Origin of the sequence: Photorhabdus sp. RW14-46 (assembly GCF_963887965.1) — a bacterium.
In the GTDB taxonomy this organism is placed as follows: domain Bacteria; phylum Pseudomonadota; class Gammaproteobacteria; order Enterobacterales; family Enterobacteriaceae; genus Photorhabdus; species Photorhabdus laumondii.
Genome location: NZ_CAWPHH010000037.1, coordinates 25,544 through 45,962 on the forward strand (window position 1 = coordinate 25,544; position 20,419 = coordinate 45,962).

Annotated in this window: 5 protein-coding genes; 3 read left to right on the forward strand and 2 right to left on the reverse strand. The window is 50.5% G+C overall.

What is annotated here, in order from left to right; translation table 11 throughout:
• The first annotated feature begins 167 nt into the window (after nucleotides 1-167).
• Nucleotides 168-7,205, forward strand: coding sequence for a TcdA/TcdB pore-forming domain-containing protein (locus AACQ38_RS20500; protein ID WP_242685635.1), 7,038 nt, complete (start codon nucleotides 168-170; stop codon nucleotides 7,203-7,205).
• 388 nt (nucleotides 7,206-7,593) lie between these two features.
• Complete coding sequence (locus tag AACQ38_RS20505) at nucleotides 7,594-7,869, forward strand: hypothetical protein (RefSeq protein WP_165578966.1); 276 nt, start codon at nucleotides 7,594-7,596, stop codon at nucleotides 7,867-7,869.
• A 402-nt stretch (nucleotides 7,870-8,271) separates the two neighbouring features.
• Here the strand turns inward: AACQ38_RS20505 and AACQ38_RS20510 are convergent, their stop codons facing one another.
• A complete protein-coding gene (locus tag AACQ38_RS20510) occupies nucleotides 8,272-8,427 on the reverse strand; it encodes a hypothetical protein (RefSeq protein ID WP_158536420.1) in 156 nt (51 codons plus the stop codon).
• 2 nt (nucleotides 8,428-8,429) lie between these two features.
• Nucleotides 8,430-18,380 carry a non-ribosomal peptide synthetase gene (locus AACQ38_RS20515; RefSeq protein ID WP_165578967.1) on the reverse strand — a complete coding sequence of 3,317 codons (9,951 nt, stop codon included), beginning with the start codon at nucleotides 18,378-18,380 and terminating at the stop codon, nucleotides 8,430-8,432.
• 1,285 nt (nucleotides 18,381-19,665) lie between these two features.
• Here AACQ38_RS20515 and AACQ38_RS20520 point away from each other — a divergent pair.
• On the forward strand, nucleotides 19,666-19,815 hold the full coding sequence (locus AACQ38_RS20520) for a hypothetical protein (protein WP_165578968.1): 150 nt from the start codon (nucleotides 19,666-19,668) through the stop codon (nucleotides 19,813-19,815).
• The last annotated feature ends 604 nt before the right edge of the window (nucleotides 19,816-20,419 follow it).

Here is a 20,419-nt window from a genome sequence, read left to right on the forward strand (position 1 = left end):
GTAGGATTTTCCTAAGGAGAACCATTATTCCCAGTAACAACTATCAATCACTGCTCGCGTCTGCACAAGCGACCTTTAGAGAGATGAGGAGCAAACCGAAAATCCAAACGCTGGTCCAAGAGATCAAGAAGGGGTTCCGTGAAAATGGTCGCGAGTGGAGTCCCGAATTGTTCCAGCAACAGAAAATGCTGGAACGTGCGCTGGAGAGCAACGCTTATTGGCGCTACAGTAATGACAGACCGGTCGGCATCAGTCGCCTCGACAAAAGCGAGCAACAGGCATTTGTCAGTTATATCAAGACACTGGCAACACGCATCACAACAATCGACATTTTGGTGCAAGGTAATGAGAAAACAGCGCTATCTTTGCAAACGGATGACGCCCTAAACAATGCCGAAGCTTTCCGGATGCTGCCAAAGGATTTTGCGCAACGTTATGGCACCCGCGGCAAGCTTGGTGCACGACTGACCATCAACGTTAACAAGGCGCATTTCAACTTGCTTGCCCGGGCATTGCCCCAATTGTTCAATGATAACAATCGCGGCTGGCTGGAACAGGCCAAGATCATGGGGCCGAAAAATCTGGGCAGCCGTACCGACCAAGCTGTGATCTACCTTTCCAAAGCCGGGATCGAGCATGCTCAAACCATCAGCGAAAAGCTTAGCGAACTGTTACCGGCGACAGCCTTTGTCGAACACACCCCGACAGGTATGTATCGAGTGGGCAAGGGCATTTCCTACTCTGAAACGGCCGCGGGCGGATCGAGCAGTCACGGTCAGTCCCGGGCACAACTGATTGCGGCAGCAGGTACACAGTCCTTGCTGACCGATATTCCAATCGAGAAGGCCCTGACGCATACCTTGCAGACACGCGGGTACGATGTACACAACCCGGCGTTGCTCTCACAAGCACTACGGGATAGCGAGCTCAAGGGGACGCTGGCACCAATGAGTGGCGATTCTGAGCCTCGTCAGGTCAGTGCCGATATCCATCAGTTCGCCGCCGATCCTGTGTTGTTCGCCAAATCCAACACTATCAATACCGAGACATTAATCAGGTCGGGGAGTTTCCCAGCAGAAGGGAACGCCCAGCTAGTGAAAATCGAATCAGGCTTGTACGAGCTCGAATACACCGATCGAAGCGCTAATGATGATGTAGCAGCAGGCGCTAACAGCATACCCGCGTATTTTCTCGACTACGACAGCGCCGATCAGGCCAATGCGTCACCAGCCTACGTAGATATTCCTAAGCATGCGATCGCGGAGAGTTTTCTATTTACCGGGACGCTATCGGGTGGCTCGGTGGTAGTGACCAGCCTCGATGCCAATACCTACCGGGTCTACCACGATGGCCGAGTCAACAGTTCATTGCTATACGATAACGTGGTGATGGCAGTAGACGACAAAGATTACCGGGTAGCTGCCACCACCGACAGCCTCGCCGTGGCGTACATGCAGTACGTCAATGACGAATGGCAATTGGTGTTCCAGCGCCAAGAGTATCAGCAAGACGGCCAGAGGCTTCGGCTAAAGTTACATGGCGACGAGGAACCACTCTCTATCCAGATCGCAGACAGTCAAGTGACTGAACGCAACCAAGCTCAATTCGCCACTTACCGTGAGCAAATTCACCAACAACTAAAGAAAATCGCTACCCAATTCGGGGTATCAGTCGAAGGGATCGCCGACGGTGTATACACAGAGGGTGAATTTTCTCCTGATCATCCAGCAATTGCCGCGTGGACTAAGTTACATGCCGAAGTTGACGACAAGATCAACGCAGATATCAAGCAGCTAGTAGACAAACGAAGCAAACTCTATGAGGAGCAACGCAATACCTCTCAGCACAATCTGATCGACCAACAGATAAAACAGATCAATATCACTCTGGAGTATTACAAGGCGCAATACAATACGGTTCTGCGTGAAGCAGGCTTCGTCGAACAAAGCTGGTTATGGCAGCAGATCAAGTCCAAGGACGGCATGGCTGCCGTGGTGCGGATCGACAATACGCCCATCCAGAACAGTGGACTGGAGCACACCAGTAGCATCGGCGAGCGTTATGTGATCGCCGATGCTTACCAACATCGTGTGCATGGCACCGCGTTTACCGATGGTCAGCGTAACTTCCGCGATATTAGCATCCCTGGAATGTACGACAGGATGTCAGCCTTGGAAATGAAGATCCTGTTTCTCAAAGGCCAGCTCACTCCCAAGCAACAAAGTGCCTTGAGTGCTCACATCACTGAAACCAGTCAAGCAGAATACATCGATAAGGTATTGAAGTGGACGGCGGTGTACAGCGAGGATTTTCACCGCGCTGGTAGTAGCTTCGACCGTCTGGTGCCACAGGACTTTTACCTGTCGCTGGTCGGCGACAAGTCCGGCGGCCGTTGCTATCCCTTGGTCAGGGCGATGGCGGTGGCGCTGGCTAACAGCGGCGAAGCGGGTATCAACAATCTGGTGGAAAAACTGTTTCTGGCAGCCGCCGATCCCCACGCAGGCAGTTCCACGCTGCTGAAAAACAGTCTGATCAAATTGCACTCCGATAACCTTAAGGCCGTACAGGCGTCAACAACAAGAGGACAGGTTACATTGTCCGAAGTGGTTTCCCTGCTGAAAAAGGCGACCAAGACCTCGACGTTCGCGCTCAATACCCCAAATCACTCGATGATGGTAGGAAGTATGGTCGGACTCGAAGGACGTCGTTACTATTTCTATGATCCGAATGTCGGAATTTTTGCCTTCAACAATACAAGCCGCTTCCTCGAAGCCATGAAGCACCACTTGGTGGGACGCAAGCTAGCAGCTCACTACGGTTCGCTTGGCGACAAGTTGACCCCTATCTTCAACTTGGTGGAGATCGATGCCAGTAAGATGGCAAAAGTGCCGGTGGGTAACGATCTGAACGTGGCCGACCTGACTCGCCCCGATGAACTCACTACGGTCATAGAGCAACGGCGGCAGGTTGAGCAAGCGGTTAACACCCAAGTACGGATTGCCAAGGACACCCGGTTGCACACGGCATTGGCGACCCTCGATGCCGAACAGTGGGGATCAAGGTTCGCCGAGGCCAGTACACGGATCGCCCAAGAAAACAACCTTGATCAGCGCTGGATGCCAGTGATTGGCAATACCGAGGACCAAGGCAAAGGCCACTATCGAATCCAGTTCATCAATCGCGACCAACCCGAGGAGACCCGTTGGGTGAGCAGCGGCGATGCCACTTTTATCGAATTCCGCCGCTTTGTCGATGAACATGTGCTCACCCTAAGCCAACATTTCACCTTCGAACACGGCCAGATACAGCCCAAAGGCGGTATCGGCGAAGCAGCTCCAGTTGATGGGCTAAACGCCGGGTTTGCGATACAGTCATTGATCCAATGGTTTACCGACAAGAACCGCAATGATGCGGCACGTGGGATCGCTTCGCCTGATCTGGCCACCGCGCTCAAGGTCCACAGCTATCTCAATCTTGTCCAGATGGCTCACGGTGGCGTGCAGGAGGTGACTAAGGTCACCGAACTGGTGCGTACGGCGTTGCGCGGCGAAGTGGTGGCCGCCGAAACCTCACTCAAGGACTTTACCTCCATTCTGGGGCACACCGTCAACGAAGGCGCAGGCATGCTGTTTGGCGGCGTAATGGTCGGTCTGGATGCTTATGAGCTGGCTCACGCTGAGAACGATGTACAGAAGGCGGTGTTCGGTACCCAGCTTGCGTTTGACTCGGCTAGCTTCGTCACAGGTACAGCCGGAGTGGGGGCTGGTTTAGTCGGTGCCTCAACAGCAGGCGCTGTGCTCGGTTCTGGAGGAGTGATCCTTGGCGGGCTCGCTGTAGGCTTTACGGCACTGGCGCAAGCCTTTGGTGTGGTCGCCGAGGATGCCAAGGCGGTAGGCCGTTACTTTGATACAATCGACAAGGCGTACAAAGGTAATGGCTATCGGTATGATAATGAGAAGAAAGTGCTGGTGCCTCTGGCCGGGGCTGTGATCAAAACGCTGGATTTGCGAAAGCATCAGATCGACTTCGACAGTCAGTACATTTACCGCACCCATTCAGGCTCTACCGGTTCAGGAAGAATCAATTATTTCTTCTGGATCGGCGATTTTCCAAAGATGGTCCGTGACCGCAGCCAAGCAATCGAGGTACGCAGCGGGATCGGTTACAAGGACGTTTCCCACAAACTCGACCACAGTGACAGCAATGTGCTGATCCTGCCCGGTACCCCAAAGTCCTTCATCAGTTACGAATACATACAGCTCCCTAGCGCAACTACGCGTCACGATGCCGGTTTTGATGTGATCCGCAGGCTTGAAGAGGATAAACGATTCGGCTACGACTTCTACATCTTTCCGGGGGAGGTGACGATTCGTAGGATTCATCAGGAATATATGGCGACACCAATCGAAGTGGTGCTCGACCAGCGCAACTGGCAACTGATAGTGCCCGAGCTACCCAAGGAATTGCATGGCTACCTGCATTACGAGATCAAGGGTGCCGGTGGCGAGTACCTGATCGGGCTGAACGAAAGCGCCAGCGTGAAGCTCACGAGCGATGTCCCACATAATCTGGTCGGCAGTGCGCCGTCACGCTGGATCATCGACAGCAGCCAGCTCGCCAGTGACAGTATCAGTGTGTCGAAGAACCGGCTGGTCGTTGGTGGAGTGGTGGTCGAACTCGATTCAGATCGGAAAGAGCAAGTGCTGGTAGTCAACTGCAAGGGCGAGGTGCGCGAAGTTGACTTCTCCAACTTGACAACTCAGGTGGTAAGCGAAGATGCGAGCAAGTGGCAGGTGCCGGGCTATAGCATCGAGCAGCATCTGAGCGATCTAGCCAAGGCGCATCAGTTGCACGGGCAGTACGTGGTGGTGGAGAACTACAGATACAACGAGCGAAATGTCGGCCGGGCGTTCTACGACGTAGCCAAAGACCGCATGCTGTTCACCGACACCCCCCACAAACAAGCCAGGCATGCACAACTGGGTGCAGTGATGGGCGACCATGCCTATTTCTACGACGCCGATAATGCGGCGGCATGGCGGGTAGACATCGCCACGGGACAGGTCGACGCTCAGTTTGAGCCTTGGTTCAACCAGAGTGCAGGCCAGATCTGTCGGCTATGGCAAGAGGGGAATGCGGTCTATCTGGCGCGCCGTTATCAGCTAAAAGGGAAGGAAGCTGAACTGAGCTATCGGCTCCTCGGTGACCGAATGGAGTTGGTCAGTGCGGTGGGTGATGATGCGCTCCTCCAGCTTTCGGCCCGTACCGGCCTGCATAGTGATGAGCTCAAAACTATACTCCAAGGCTACGAGAACAATAGCATTCAACGTGAAACTCCGATGTATACGCTGGGCGCACGGTTGATCCAGCCGACCAGTGCGGCGCTGGTCACGGTGTTCGGCGTGGATGCGGCTGGCGTGGCACATCGCTACTGGATACGCACCGGCGATGGTACGCTGATCAAACCGAATCTGGCACCACCGGCGGATCGGACCTTGCACTTCGAAGCACACGAACAGGCCCACAGTGCCTGGCCGATCCCGGCCGACTTAGTGCTAGCGGGAAGTATGCCTCAGCCCGGCGGCAAGGAAGTGGAAGTGTTCTTCTTTTACAGCAAGGAACAAAAAGTTCTGTTCCGTCAGGAAGGCCCCGGACAGATGGTTCTCGACGCCAACCATCCCAGCGCATTACGCATCAACACGCCAGCGTTGGCTAATCTGGTCAATCTGAACGGAAGCCTGCTCGCCATCACCGAAGATGGGCGTGTGGCCCGGCTCGACGCGCAGGGGCAGCTTAACTATGAAGCGGTTAACGAGCATTGGCTCAAGGGGCGTACCCACTGGTGGCAGGATCTGGCTAACATCACCGACGGCAGCACCACTCTGGCGGTGTTTGGAGTCAAGGGCACCGACGGCAATAGCCTGCTGCCGGTGTGGTACCACAACGGCCAAGTAGTGGTGGCTTCAGCGGCACTACAGGGCAAATCGTTGCAATTTCTGGGATTCGAAACAGATGGCGCCTCCGCGCGGCTCTTCGAACCCGAAAGCGGCAAGCTATATCGCCAACCAGCCATGACCGCGAATGCGTTAGCCGCGGCTTTTGGTGGCACCGGCCAGATACTTAGCGCCTCGGCACAACTTCCCTCTGCCAGTGAGTTGACACCCGAGTTACATCTTAAGGCAGCGCAACAAGTCGATACCGGCATGCGCCTGATTACGGTCAAGGGCGAGATCTTGCTGCGAACCAACAACGGCGAATTGCAGCTAGTTGGCGTTGACAAAGGCTGGCGGCAGAACAACCTGACCCACCTGCCACAGGCACTCGCCAAACTCGCCAACCAGTGGCAGGTCAAAGGGGTATTGACCTTGCAGGACAACAATGCGCTAGGCTGGTTCGATATTGGCAGCGGTCAGGTATTTTGGAGTAATGGCATCCCTGTCTCGAACAATCTGCGCTTTATGGGGATCGCCGCCAGTGAAAAGACGGCATATATGTACAGCCCGATGACTCAGGCGCTGTACCAGATCAAGGACGACAGTGCACAGATGCTCAATAAGTTCACAAGCGTGGAGCGCATCGGTTCTTCCCTTCTGCTTCAAGGCGGGATTGTAGAGGACAGCAAAGACGATCTGACGCCACCGCTCATTGATGGTGTCGACAGCGTGGTACTGCATGGCGGAGCCGATAACGATATCTACCGCCTCAGCAAGGCGATGTGGTCCCATTACCATACGATAGTCATCGACAACGACGACCGGAGCCAAGCCTTGGACCGCCTGATCCTACCATTGGCTGATCCGGAAAGCATCTTGGTGAATCGCCGCGATGACGACTTGATGTTAACCGATTCCAGCAACGGAACAGCCCTGATGGTACGTCAGGTATTTGGCAGTCAGGCTATGGCCCATCGGCATTTACAAATCGAGCTGGAAGGTTCCTCGTCGGTGATCAACGTGGATCACCTGGTCGAAGGCTTTACCCAGCGAGGTTACACCAAGAAAGGTCTGGTGGAACTGTCTTGGGCCAGCAAGCAACCTGTCATCACAACCCATGCCGTTGACGCAGTACCGGGGGCGGAAAGACCGAACCTAGCCAAACTGAGCGGGGCTATGGCTTCGTTTCCTGATACCGGCGCTGCCCGCGAACACCTGCCGCGAATCCGTCAGGCTTCGCAGACTATGTTGGCACCATCACTGCCCTCCTAATGTAACAAGAGAAATAACAGAAGGGGCGAAATGCTCCTTCTGTCCATTTAATTGTGCCTTTTGGAGACAGTCTAATCGGCAGGGAGCCTTAATATTATGGGAGAAGTTTTTGTAAATAAGAAGTTAGATTTCTAATCTAAAATGAAAAATATAAGCAGATTTTAAAACTGAAATATAATCCATGTGATGATTTAGCATGCATTATTACATGTAATTTTATATTCCCCAGCAAATACTTTCCTGTTTTATAAAATAAAACCCCAATATTAACAAGATTAAAATAAATATTTTCTAACTTTAAAATTTTGACAAATTTTATAAAAGCGATACACTTAATGTGAAATTAATAAAATGACTACAGTTATTAAAATATTAAAGGAAAATTTTTATGTTCAAGAAATCATTGGTAGTTGGAGCATTAGCAACAGCATTAATCGGAGGAATTGGGACTGCAAACGCACATCTTTCTCTCTGTCCGAATCAGAATATAGGCTATAATGGCTTGGCGTATACTAGATATGTTGTTAATCCTGATAACAATTTTGCTAGCGTATTTACACAAATGCATAACGGTATAAATATTACATGGCATCTTAAAGGGGTTGTTAAACCTTGTTTATATAATGGACGTAAAGCTTACTCCGCTTACTACGAAGGAACGTAGAGCAAGATAAACTCTACTGAAAATCCTCATTAGAGGTTTTTTCATAACGCTGACAAACCCCATTGAAAATAAAGGGGTTTTTGCTTTTATCATGAATAATGATATTTCCTAATTTTCCTTATTAACCTATTTCAACTGCCTTTCAGAAAGCTATTTACTGAATTCATATAATATTTAATGTACTCAATATATTGAGTACATTACGTTGCAATTATTATACCCGTTATCTTTCAAGTTGCCTCTTTGTTGGCTGCACTCGCTCACCCCGGTCACATAGTTATCTATGCTCCCGGGGATTCGCTCCCTTGCCGTCGCGATCCATCTTGAAATCCATTGGGTATATACGGAACCACGTCAGATGTGAATAAAAATAATCCGATATAAACAATATATACCGGATTATCATATCAAGGTTAAATCATTAATATACCCGTCATCTTTCAAGTTGCTTCTTTGTTGGCTGCACTCACTCACCCCGGTCACATAGTTATCTATGCTCCCGGGGATTCGCTCCTTTGCCGCCGCGATGCATCTTGAAATCCATAGGGTATATATCAATATTACACCACCTCCCCTTCATCACTGATTGCCAGCGCCATATTTAAAGCCTGAGATAAAGCAATTTTATTCTCATTATCTTCCAATAAACTAAAGTGGTCTCCCGGAATAGCAATGAGTTTAAGCGAAGTATCAGCTATTATTTGCTCCCAACCTAAGGATGGATCGATATTTAAAGGCTCCGACTCTTCATCCGCCACAAAAGAAATAGGCGGGTAAGGTTCCACCGCATAAAACTGATGCAACGTTACCGCTAAGGCTGGTGGCTCATAATCTCTGACGATTTGATCATAATGCTCTATCTGTTCCCAACGCTTTGCCATTAAGTCAGCACTCAGATTGACGGGATATAACGCCAGCTCCTGCGCCGCGGCAATAAATTGCACTAAATTCAATTCATCGATTCGTTGATACAATGCCGCAATCTCTTCAGAATGTTCTTCCCCTAATTGCCTGACCAGTTCAGCAAAAAATTGATGTTTGGGTTGCGCTATCTGCTGACCAAAGCTCTGTCCACCAAAACTCTGTCCATCAAAACAATGAGGAGCGAGCGTGTCAATCAGCCCCAGGAAATTAACCCGTTCGCCAGCACTCAAAAGCTGTTGAGCAATAGCGTAAGCCAATATGCCACCGGAAGAGTAGCCCCCTATCCGATATGGACCTGCCGGTTGAACTGCTTTCATCAACGCGATCATTCTGGCAGCCTGCTCTTCCACCGTTAACATCGGTTCTTCGCTGATGGACGGCCAAGGCAGCGCATAAATCGGGTAGCCCGACGAAATATGCTGAGCCAGCCCGAAAGCATAGGAGTAGTCACCCATACCACTGGGAACAAAGAACAGCGGCAACCTTGTTCCATCAGGTCGTACCAATATGGCGCTGTTTTGCGGTTGAGACAGTAAATCCGAGGTGATTTTTGCGGCCAGCTCAGCCAGCACCGGGAATTGGAACAAGGTATTCAACGTGCAAACCATCCCTCGACCCACGGCAATATTCGTCATTCGCATAGCGAGCAGTGAATGGCCGCCTAATACGAAGAAGTTGTCATGTCGACTAACCTGCTCAACACCCAATAGCTCACACCAAATCGCCGCCAATGTGGTTTCTGTCTCGCCTTGCGGCGCTTCATAGACCTGACGAGAAAAATCTTCCTCCCTCGGCGCGGCTAATGCCCGGCGATCTAGCTTGCCGTTCGGGGTTTGCGGGAAGGTATCCAGACGCACAAAAGCTGACGGCACCATATAATCCGGCAAAATAGCACTCAGATGCGCACGCAAACTGGCGGTCAGACCTTCATTCGCTTCCGCTACCACATAGGCGACCAAATGCTTGTCCCGGCCATCCTCCCACACCAACACCGCCGTCTCTTGCACCGCTGGGTATTCCAACAACCGGATTTCAATCTCCCCCAGTTCAATCCGGAAGCCTCGAATTTTAACCTGCTCGTCGTTACGACCCAGGAATTCCAGATTGCCATCTGGCAAGTAACGGGCCAAATCCCCGGTGCGATACATCCGCGCACCGGATACCGGACTAAAGGGATCAGCTATAAAACGTTCTGCGCTCAATTCCGGCTGGTTAAGATAGCCCCGTGCAACCCCGACGCCACCAATATACATTTCGCCAACGCAGCCTAATGGGACAGGTTGACCGTCTCTGTCCAGTAGGTAGACGCAGGTATTTTTAAGCGGCTGACCGATAGAACTATCATCAGCCGGGGATAATATCTCCTGACAGGTCGCCGTCACGGTATTTTCCGTCGGACCATAGGCGTTCAACAGTCTAGGTCGGTGGGTTTCCCGCGCAAACCAATCCTGAATAGCGCTCTTTTTAACCGCTTCACCCCCAATAATGATGAACCTGAGACAATCCGGCAGCGGTAGTGTATTGTCTCTGGCAATCAGTTCAGACCAAAATAACGCCGGCAGAGACATCACTGTGATACGGTTCTGCCAAGCTAAGGCAATAAATTCCTGCATAGAAGTCAGCCAGCGATCATCACGCATGACCAATGTGGCACCATTACACAATGACAAGCAGCACTCTTCTACTGAAACATCAAACGCAAAAGAGGCAAATTGTAACAGCCGGTCTTGCGCAGTCACCGCATAGGTCTCATTAAAACCCAGATGACGTTGATACAGCGCCTGATGTTCTATCATCACCCCTTTCGGCTGCCCGGTTGAACCGGAAGTGTAAATCACATAGGCCAGATGCTGTGGTGTCAATGCAGCCACCAAAGGATTGCTGTCCGGTTGATCTGGCAGGGTATTCAGCGTAAGTACGGTCAATCCGGTGAGCGCTTCTTCGCCAAGCGCCGCCCGGCCAGCTTCATCAACCAATACCACTGACGGAGCCGTATCATCCAGAATATACGCCAAACGTTCTCCCGGATAAGTCGGATCCAGCGGCACATAAGCGCCACCGGCTTTTAGCACCGCCAACAAAGCCACCACTATCGCCGGTGAGCGTGCCATGCAAATCGCCACCCGCTGATCCGGTATGACGCCCAATGCGATCAATTGATGGGCAAGGCGGTTGGCGCGAGCATTTAATTCGGCATAACTGAGAGTCTGCTCTTCATAGACTAATGCGGTCGCTTCCGGGGTTTTCTTTACCTGCTGCTCAAACAGTTGGTGAATACATAATGGATCAGGATACGGGGTCTCAGTAGCATTAAAGGTTTCCAGTAGCAATGTCCGTTCCGTTTCAGGCAGGACGTTCAGCATACGTACCGGCGTCTCCGGGGCCTGTTCAAGCGCTTCCACCAGACTTTCCAGCGCCTGCTGCATATAATCGCATAGTCTCTCTGGCTCAAACGGCTGCACCACCAGAGCGGTCAGCCCCAACGTGGAACCCCCATCCTCTATCGACAGCCCAAATGGGTAGTTCGTTCGTTCCTGTCCATCCAGAAATTCAATACCACTGATGACGTCATCCGACGTGGCCGATAAAGCATTGTGTCGATAGTTGAACAGAGCGCTAAAGAGTGGCGTACCGCTGGCAATACCACTGCACCGCTGGGCCAGCGCCAGTGAGGCATGCTCATGCTCCAGCAACCCGGCCAGTCGCAGATGTACCGCACGCACGCTATCCTCTACCGGGGTCTCATCGATATCCAGTCGCAACGGCAAGGTATTCATAAACAACCCCATACCATTGTCCGCCCCTTCTCCCGCTTCCATGCGCCCAAATAGGACGGTGCCAAACACCACTTTCTCCTGACCACTGGTATGCGACAACACTTGTGCCCAAGCCAGATGACACAACGCCGCCAAACTGACACCCAAATGCCGAGCCTGACTACGCAGCCGATCATTCAGCTCAGGTGCCAACATCCGGTGAAACTCCCTCATTTGAGAGCCGTCACGATGCACCTCCGTCAGTCCGAATGGGAATGTTGGCTCATCCACCGCCGCCAACATGTCGGTAAAGAAACGGGTATGTGCCGCCTGATCCCCCTTCAACCGGGTCTGGGCCACCAGATTGCGGAAAGGCACCGGTGCCGGCAGGCTATCCCCCTGCCCGGTAAAATAGGCCTGCACTTCACGGTGCATCACTTCCAGCGTTTCATGGTCACCAATCAAGTGATGCTGCAATTCCAGTAAGAACCAGCGTCCATCGGTTTCCTGAGTGATGACAAAATGCAGTAGCGGTGCCTGACTTAAATTAAGACGATAATGCCCCGGATCAAAACGCCGGGTTAACTGGTCAATGACTGGACCGTCCGCCGGGTCTAGCGTCAATTCCGTCACAGGCAACCGCGCCTGACGCCAGACCACCTGCGCCGGAACGGATAATCCTTCCCAGATAAAAGCCGTACGTAAGATGTCATGGCGATCAATCGCCTGTTGCACCGCCGCCAGATAACGGTCCAATAAAGAGCGATTCTCAAAGATCACCGGATAGAGCAACAGATACGGATCGCCTTCTTGTTCCAACAGGTGATGGAACAGGATACCGTCCTGCAACGGAGACAAGGCATAGATATCCTGAATATTAGCGACTCCACCCGGCACCTGCCCGACAATGCGATCAATATCAGTCTGAGTCAGATCAATCAGCGGCAACATTTCCGGCGTCAGCGCCGTAGTGGCTGACGTGATGACGTTAGGCGGCACCACTACAACCTGATGCTGTCCCACTGTTTGAGCCAAGTCTGACAGCACCGGAAATTGGAACAGATCTCGCGCCGCCAGTGTTAACCCCAAGCGACGCAAGCGTTCAATCATGCGTACCGCGAGCAGTGAATGGCCGCCCAACACAAAGAAGCTGTCATGCCGGCTAATCTGCTCAATACCCAATAACTCACTCCAGATGGCCGCTAAAGCTATCTCAGCTTCCCCTTGCGGCGCTTCATAGACTTGACGGGCAAAATCTTCCTCCCGCGGTGCTGGTAATGCCCGGCGATCTAGCTTGCCGTTCGGGGTCTGCGGGAAGGTATCCAGACGTACAAAGGCAACCGGTACCATATAGTCAGGTAAAATCGTACTCAAGTATTCACGTAAATCAGCAGCCAATCTCTCATGCGCTTGCGCTGCCACATAGGCGACCAGCCGTTTGTGCTGCCCGTCATCCAATGCCAGCACCGCCGCCTCTTGTACCGCAGGGTGTTCCATCAACCGAGTTTCAATCTCCCCCAGTTCGATCCGGAAGCCTCGAATTTTTACCTGTTCGTCGTTACGGCCCAAGAATTCCAGCTCACCATCCGGCAAGTAGCGGGCCAAATCTCCCGTGCGATACATGCGCGCACCGGCTATCGGACTAAAGGGATCGGCTATAAAACGTTCAGCACTCAATTCCGGCTGGTTAAGATAATTCCGTGCCACACCCACGCCGCCAATATACATTTCGCCAACGCAGCCTAATGGAACGGGTTGACCGTATTTGTCCAGCAGGTAAATACAGGTATTTTTAACCGGCCGCCCGATAGAACGATCATCTGTCAGGAATAATATCTCCTTACAAGTCGCCGTCACGGTATTTTCCGTCGGGCCATAAGCGTTCAGCAGTCGAGGTCGGTGGAGCTCCCGCGTAAACCAATCCTGAACAGCGCTCTTTTTCACTGCCTCACCCCCAATGATGATGAGTCTGAGGCAATCTGGTAACGGTAATCCATTGTCTCTGGCAACCAGTTCGGACCAAAATAACGCCGGCAGAGACATCACTGTGATACGGTTTTGCCCGGCTAAGGCAATAAATTCCTGCATAGAGGTTAACCAACGCTCATCACGCATCACTAACGTGGCACCATTACACAATGACAAACAACATTCCTCGACTGAAACATCAAACGCAAAAGAGGCAAATTGTAACAGCCGGTCTTGCGCGGTGACTGCATAGGTCTCATTAAAACCCAGATGACGTTGATACAGCGCCTGATGTTCTATCATCACCCCTTTCGGCTGCCCGGTTGAACCGGAGGTATAGATAACATAAGCCAGATGTTGTGGTGTCAGTTCGGCTACCTGCGGGTTACTGTCCGGCTGGTCTGGTAGGATATTCGAGTCAAGTACCGTCAGCCCAGCCAGTGCCTGTTCACCCAGCGCCGCCCGACCAGCTTCATCAACCAATACCACTGACGGAGCGGTATCATTCAGGATATACGCCAGACGTTCTCCCGGATAAGTCGGATCCAGCGGCACATAAGCCCCGCCAGCTTTCAGCACCGCCAACAAAGCCACCACTACCGCCGGTGAACGTGCCATGCAAATCGCCACCTGCTGATCCGGTGTGACGCCCAATGCCATCAGTTGGTGGGCAAAGCGGTTGGCACGCGCATTTAATTCGGCATAACTGAGCGTTTGCCCTTCATAGACTAACGCAGTCGCTTCCGGGGTTTTCTCTACCTGTTGTTCAAACAGTTGGTGAATACATAATGGGTCAGGATAGGGGGTTTCCGTGGCATTTAAGGTTTCCAGTAACAGTGTGCGCTCCGTTTCAGGCAGGACGTTCAGCACACGTACTGGCGTCTCCGGGGTCTGTTCAAGCGCTTCCACCAGACTTTCCAGCGCCTGTTGCATATAACCGCATAGCCGATCGGGTTCAAACGGTTGTACCACCTGAGCGGTCAGCCCCAACGAAGCCCCCCCATCCTCCACTGACAACCCAAATGGATAGTTAGTCCGTTCCTGTTCACCCAAGAATTCAATCCCGGCCATCGTCTCATCCAACGCCGCCGGTTGCTCATTGTGGCGATAGTTGAACAGGGCGCTAAAGAGTGGGGTTTCACCCTGTATCCCACTGCACCGCTGGGCCAACGCCAGTGAAGCATGCTCATGCTCCAGCAATTCAGCCAATCGCAGATGTACCGCCCGTACGCTATCCTCTACCGGGGTCTCGTCAATATCCAGTCGCAACGGCAAGGTATTCATAAACAACCCCATGCCATTGTCTGCCCCTTCCCCCGCCGCCATACGCCCAAACAGGACGGTGCCAAACACCACTTTCTCTTGCCCGCTGGTATGCGACAGCACCTGCGCCCAAGCCAGATGACACAACGCTGCCAAACTGACACCCAAACGCCGGGCCTGACTGCGCAGGCGATCATTTAACGTGGTGGTCAACATCCGGTGGGATTCCGTCATGCGAGATCCGTCACGATGCACCTCCGCCAGCCCGAATGGCAACGTTGGCTCATCCACCTCCGCCAACATGTCGGTAAAGAAGCGGGTATGTGCTTCCTGACTCACCCCCAGCCGGGACTGAGCCACTAGATTGCGGAAAGGGGCTGGCGTAGGCAGGTGCTCTTCCTGCCCGGCAAAATAGGCCCGCACTTCACGATGCATCACTTCCATTGTTTCATGGTCGCCAATCAGGTGATGCTGCACTTCCAGTAAAAACCAACGACCGTCCGTTTCCTGAGCGACAACAAAATGCAATAACGGAACCTGCCCCAGATCAAGACGATACTGACTCGGATCAAAACGCCGGGTTAACTGGTCAATGACTGGGCCGTCAGCCGGGTCTAGCGTCAGTTCCGTCACGGGCAACTGTGCCCGGCGCAAGACCACTTGTGCCGGAGCTGATAATCCTTGCCAAATAAAAGCCGTCCGTAAGGTGTCATGGCGATCAATCGCCTGTTGCACCGCCGCCAGATAACGGTCCAGCAAAGATCGGTTAGCAAAGACCACCGGATAGTGTAACAGATACGGGTCGCCTTCCTGTTCCAACAGGTGGTGGAACAGAATACCGTCCTGCAACGGCGACAACGCATAGATATCCTGAATATTGCTCATCCCACCCGGCACCCGCTCCACGATGCGATCAATATCAGTCTGAGTCAGATCAATCAGCGGCAACATCTCCGGCGTTAACGCCGTGGTGGTGGGAGTGATCATGTTAGGCGGTATTATCACAGCTTGGTGCTGTCCCAATGCTTGAGCCAGCGCTGACAGCACCGGCGACTGGAATAGATCACGCGCTGTTAATGTCAACCCCAAGTGACGCAGGCGTTCAATCATACGTACCGCAAGCAACGAATGGCCGCCCAATGCAAAGAAACTGTCATGCCGGCTTATCTGCTCAATGCCCAATAATTCACGCCAGATAGCCGCCAGAGCGATCTCAGCCTCCCCTTGCGGTGCTTCATAAATCTGATGGGCAAAATCTTCTTCCCGCAGTGCCGGTAATGCCCGGCGATCTAGCTTACCGCTCGGCGTCTGCGGGAAGGTATCCAGACACACAAAAGCGACCGGGATCATATAGTCAGGTAAAATCGCACTCAAATATTCACGCAAATCAGCGGCCAATCTCTCGTGCGCTTGTGCCGCCACATAGGCGACCAGCCGTTTGTGCTGCCCGTCATCCAGTACCAGCACCGCCGCCTCGTGTACCGCCGGGTGTTCCACCAAACGGGTTTCAATTTCCCCCAACTCAACCCGGAAGCCACGGATCTTAACTTGCTCATCGTTACGGCCCAAGAATTCCAGCTCACCGTCCGGCAGAAAACGGGCCAAATCCCCGGAGCGATACATCCGCGCATCGGGTTCCAGACTAAAGGGGTCCGGTAAAAAACGTTCCGCGCTCAATGCAGGTCGGTTCAGATAACCCCGCGCCACACCCACGCCACCAATGTACATTTCGCCAATGCCACCCAATGGAACCGGTTGCCCCTCTCTGTCCAACAGATAGATGCGGGAATTTTTAACCGGCCGGCCGATAGAACGGGCATCTTCCGGGGATAATATCTCCTTATAAGTCACTGTCACGGTATTTTCCGTCGGGCCATAACCATTCAACAACCGGGGCCGGTAGCCTTCCTGCATAAACCAGTCCTGAACGGCGTTCTTTTTTACCGCCTCACCACCAATCATGACGAGTCGGAGGCAATCCGGCAGCGGTAGCTCGGGATCTCTGGCCGCCAGTTCAGACCAGAATAAGGTCGGCAGAGAAACGATCGTGATACGATGTTGCCGGATTAAAGCAATAAATTCCCGTACCGAAGCTAGCCAGCTATCATCCCGGATAACCAGTGTGGCCCCGTTACACAATACCGAGAAAAATTCCTCGACTGAAACATCAAACGCAAAAGCGGCAAATTGCAACACCCGATCTTGCTCAGTGACGGCATAAGTGTCGTTAAAGCCCAGATGACGTTGATAAATCGCCTGATGTTCTATCATCACCCCTTTCGGCTGCCCGGTTGAACCGGAGGTGTAAATCACATAGGCCAGATGCTGTGGTGTCAATGCCGTCACTAAGGGATTGCTGTCCGGTTGGTCAGGTAGGATATTCGGGTCAAGCACGGTCAACCCGGCTAGCGCGACATCACCCAACGCGGCCCGCCCGGTCGCATCAGCCAATACCACTGACGGGACAGTATCATTTAGGATATACGCCTGACGTTCCGCCGGGTAGGTTGAATCCAGCGGCACATAAGCCCCACCCGCTTTCAGCACCGCCAGCAGCGCCACCACCATCGCCGGGGAGCGTGCCACACAAATCGCTACCCGCTGGTCCGGTACGACACCCAGTGCAATCAACTGGTGCGCCAGCCGGTTAGCGTCAGCATTTAACTCGGCATAACTGAGGCGCTGCCCTTGATACTCTAACGCCGTGGCCTCCGGAGTTTGCTCTACCTGTTGCTCAAATAGCTGATGAATACATAACGGATCAGGATAGGGGGTTTCAGTCGCGTTCCAAGTTTCCAGTAACAATGTTCGCTCGGCCTCTGGCAACAAATTAAGCTGCCCAATGGGAATTTCATCCCCCATCCTTTTCGAGGCTGCCAGCACCTGTAAGTGCTCGCTCATCCGTAAAACGACTTCCGTGCACAGGCGGTTTTCATCGTAGATCCAACGAAACCCCCCCTGTGCATTTATCTGGAAGGTCAACAATTCGCCGGATACCTTTTGATCGCGTGGCCTATCACCCTTGCTCAACGAGACAGCGATTCGCCACGGCCGGCTTGTCGCCAACGCCGGGATAGCATGCAATGAAGGAGAGCAAGAGAAGAGATCACAACTAAATGTGCCGTACTGCACCAACCGGGACAACTCGTCATCAACCCAGCCAGCTACCTCACGCCAAGGCTTATCAAACGCTACCTCAACGGCCATAGGCACCACCGGTGCCAGATTTGCCGATTCATCTTTTACCTTATCCACGCTCCAACCGATTTGGAATACGGTCTGCTGAGTCAAACGCGCAAGGTAAATGACAAAAGTCTGCAACAACGTTCGCAATGGCTCCTCTTCACCATTTTTTGGCAGAGGAGGCTGCCAAGCGCTCATTGCCCATATAGGTTCTGTTTGGTCTCCGGCGGTTTCGAAAGGTAACTGGAGGGGTTGAAAAGCAGCAAGACGCTCATACCAGAATAATTCACTGGATGTGAGTCTTTGAAGGGTATTCTTTGTATTTCGAGTTTGTTGTGAAACATCATTTGCATCGGTTATATTTTCTGACGTCTGAGTTTTAAATGCACTTCCCACTTTAGCAATATTATTTTTCATCTACTACTACCTCAACGAATCTGTTAGAAATTTGAGAACCGTCACTCCCGACAGTCATCACTAATGTTTCTCTCCTACTTCTTGCCCAAAAATAAAAATAGACACATCTGCTATCCATCCAAGAGACTTAGATACCGGATGCCACTGCCCGATTAATAGCGGCTACTTACTGCCTATCTCAATAGGGCTATTTTATTTGCCCTTCTTTGCCATAAAGAGCGAACCTGGGCAGTGCTCAAAATCCTCACGTACTACGTGTACGCTCCGGTTTTTCCGCGCTGTCCGTGTTCACTGTTCATTGATAAGAATGGCCTGCAACAATTACGCCTATTGAGATAGGCTCTTAGCCAATCTTCAATGCCAATTATCCTGATAACAGAATGAAATATTCCATTTTTATTCCTATTTTTCAGATAAGCTCAATTAATTTACTGCAACTTTTGTTGACTGATCCTAAATTTCATAATTAAAAACTTAACCATTTACTGCATTTATTATTCATAATGACCAAATAACCTTTAACTTTATCTGTTTTCAATTAATACCTAATTAAAATGATTTCAAAAACAAATTAAGTATTTTAAAAATAAAATAGACCAATTTACATTTAATTATCAAAATACTACTTTGACAATCACCTATAAAATAGTCTTCATTACAATAATAAAAGGACATACTAATTTCAAAGACAGTTATTCAATAGGCATAAAATAATCCTGCACATTCAATCATATCAAAATATAACGTCAAGCTAAAAATAATTCATAAAAAATTATTTTTCAACAATAAGACAATACCGCTAATGAATATGCCACAAATGAACAAATACAAATTATATTTAACTTAATTACATATATCCTGTAATAATTAGAACATAAAAAAATACAAACGTTATTATATCAATAACCACAAAGAAACAATTTAAAATTAAAATAACTTAATTTTTCATTGCCTTATAATAATACACAACGTAATCTATATATTACTCAATAATATTGACTATCGCCCAAATTAAATAAGTTTCCATAATTATGTTCCACTTCCAACCAGCCCTTGTGTACCAAGACATACAACCTTTCCATCCAAGCGGTCCGTAGAATCAATGAGATAGGCTACAGAACCAATATTGTTCAAAAAGAAAACAAAAGGCATATACCCAATGGATTTCAAGATAGATCGCGACGGCAAGGGAACGAATCCCCGGGAGCATAGAAAACTATGTGACCGGGGTGAAAGAGTGCAGCCAACAAAGAGGCAACTTGAAAGATAACGGGTATATACCCTATTGATTTCAAGATGCATCGCGGCGGCAAGGGAACGAATCCCCGGGAGCATAGATAACTATGTGACCGGGGTGAGTGAGTGCAGCCAACAAAGAAGCAACTTGAAAGATGACGGGTATAGGTGTATCGGTATTATGGAAAGCCATTTATAATCTTAATCACTCTTTAACTTAGGATCAGAATGCCAAGCACCATCCCATAACATTTAAAAAACTTGTTGATAAATCGTCACTGCTTTTGGGGGCAGCGATGTCAGAAAATAAAGTATTGGACGGTATCTTTGGTACTGTTATCCAAGTATCCTCTGGCTGAAGGATTTCTTTCGTAAAATTCATCTAAAGCATCCATAGTGAGTAACCTGTTTCTTTGAAATTTAGTTTAACATAGTGTTATGTACTAAAAGTATACAATTGAAATTATAAGTCAAGGTTTATTTTTACTTGTAAGGATACTTTTTTCGGGTGTTTTAAGACGTAGGGTTTTAGCAAAATCCATTGTAAATTTTTCTCTTAATGAGAATGACAATTATTATGTGAATCCAAGATTAATGGAAATATAAGTAATCGATATTTTGATAAGATGGTTATTATTATGCGAATGCAAGTTAAAAACTGATTGAAATGAATAGTTTTCATAAAGTAATTGTTGTAAATATAATATTTTCTCGTTTTTCCTTTTCTGATATTTGATTCTTTAGGCTCTTCTATTAATGCATTCGGTAAAGATTTGCCTGAGGAAATCTGAGACAATGTTTTT

What these genes read in the sequence shown, in the direction of transcription:
- AACQ38_RS20505 (WP_165578966.1), top strand. Translation starts at nt 7,594, where the DNA reads ATGTTCAAGAAATCATTGGTAGTTGGAGCATTAGCAACAGCATTAATC.
- AACQ38_RS20515 (WP_165578967.1), bottom strand. Translation starts at nt 18,380, where the DNA reads ATGAAAAATAATATTGCTAAAGTGGGAAGTGCATTTAAAACTCAGACG.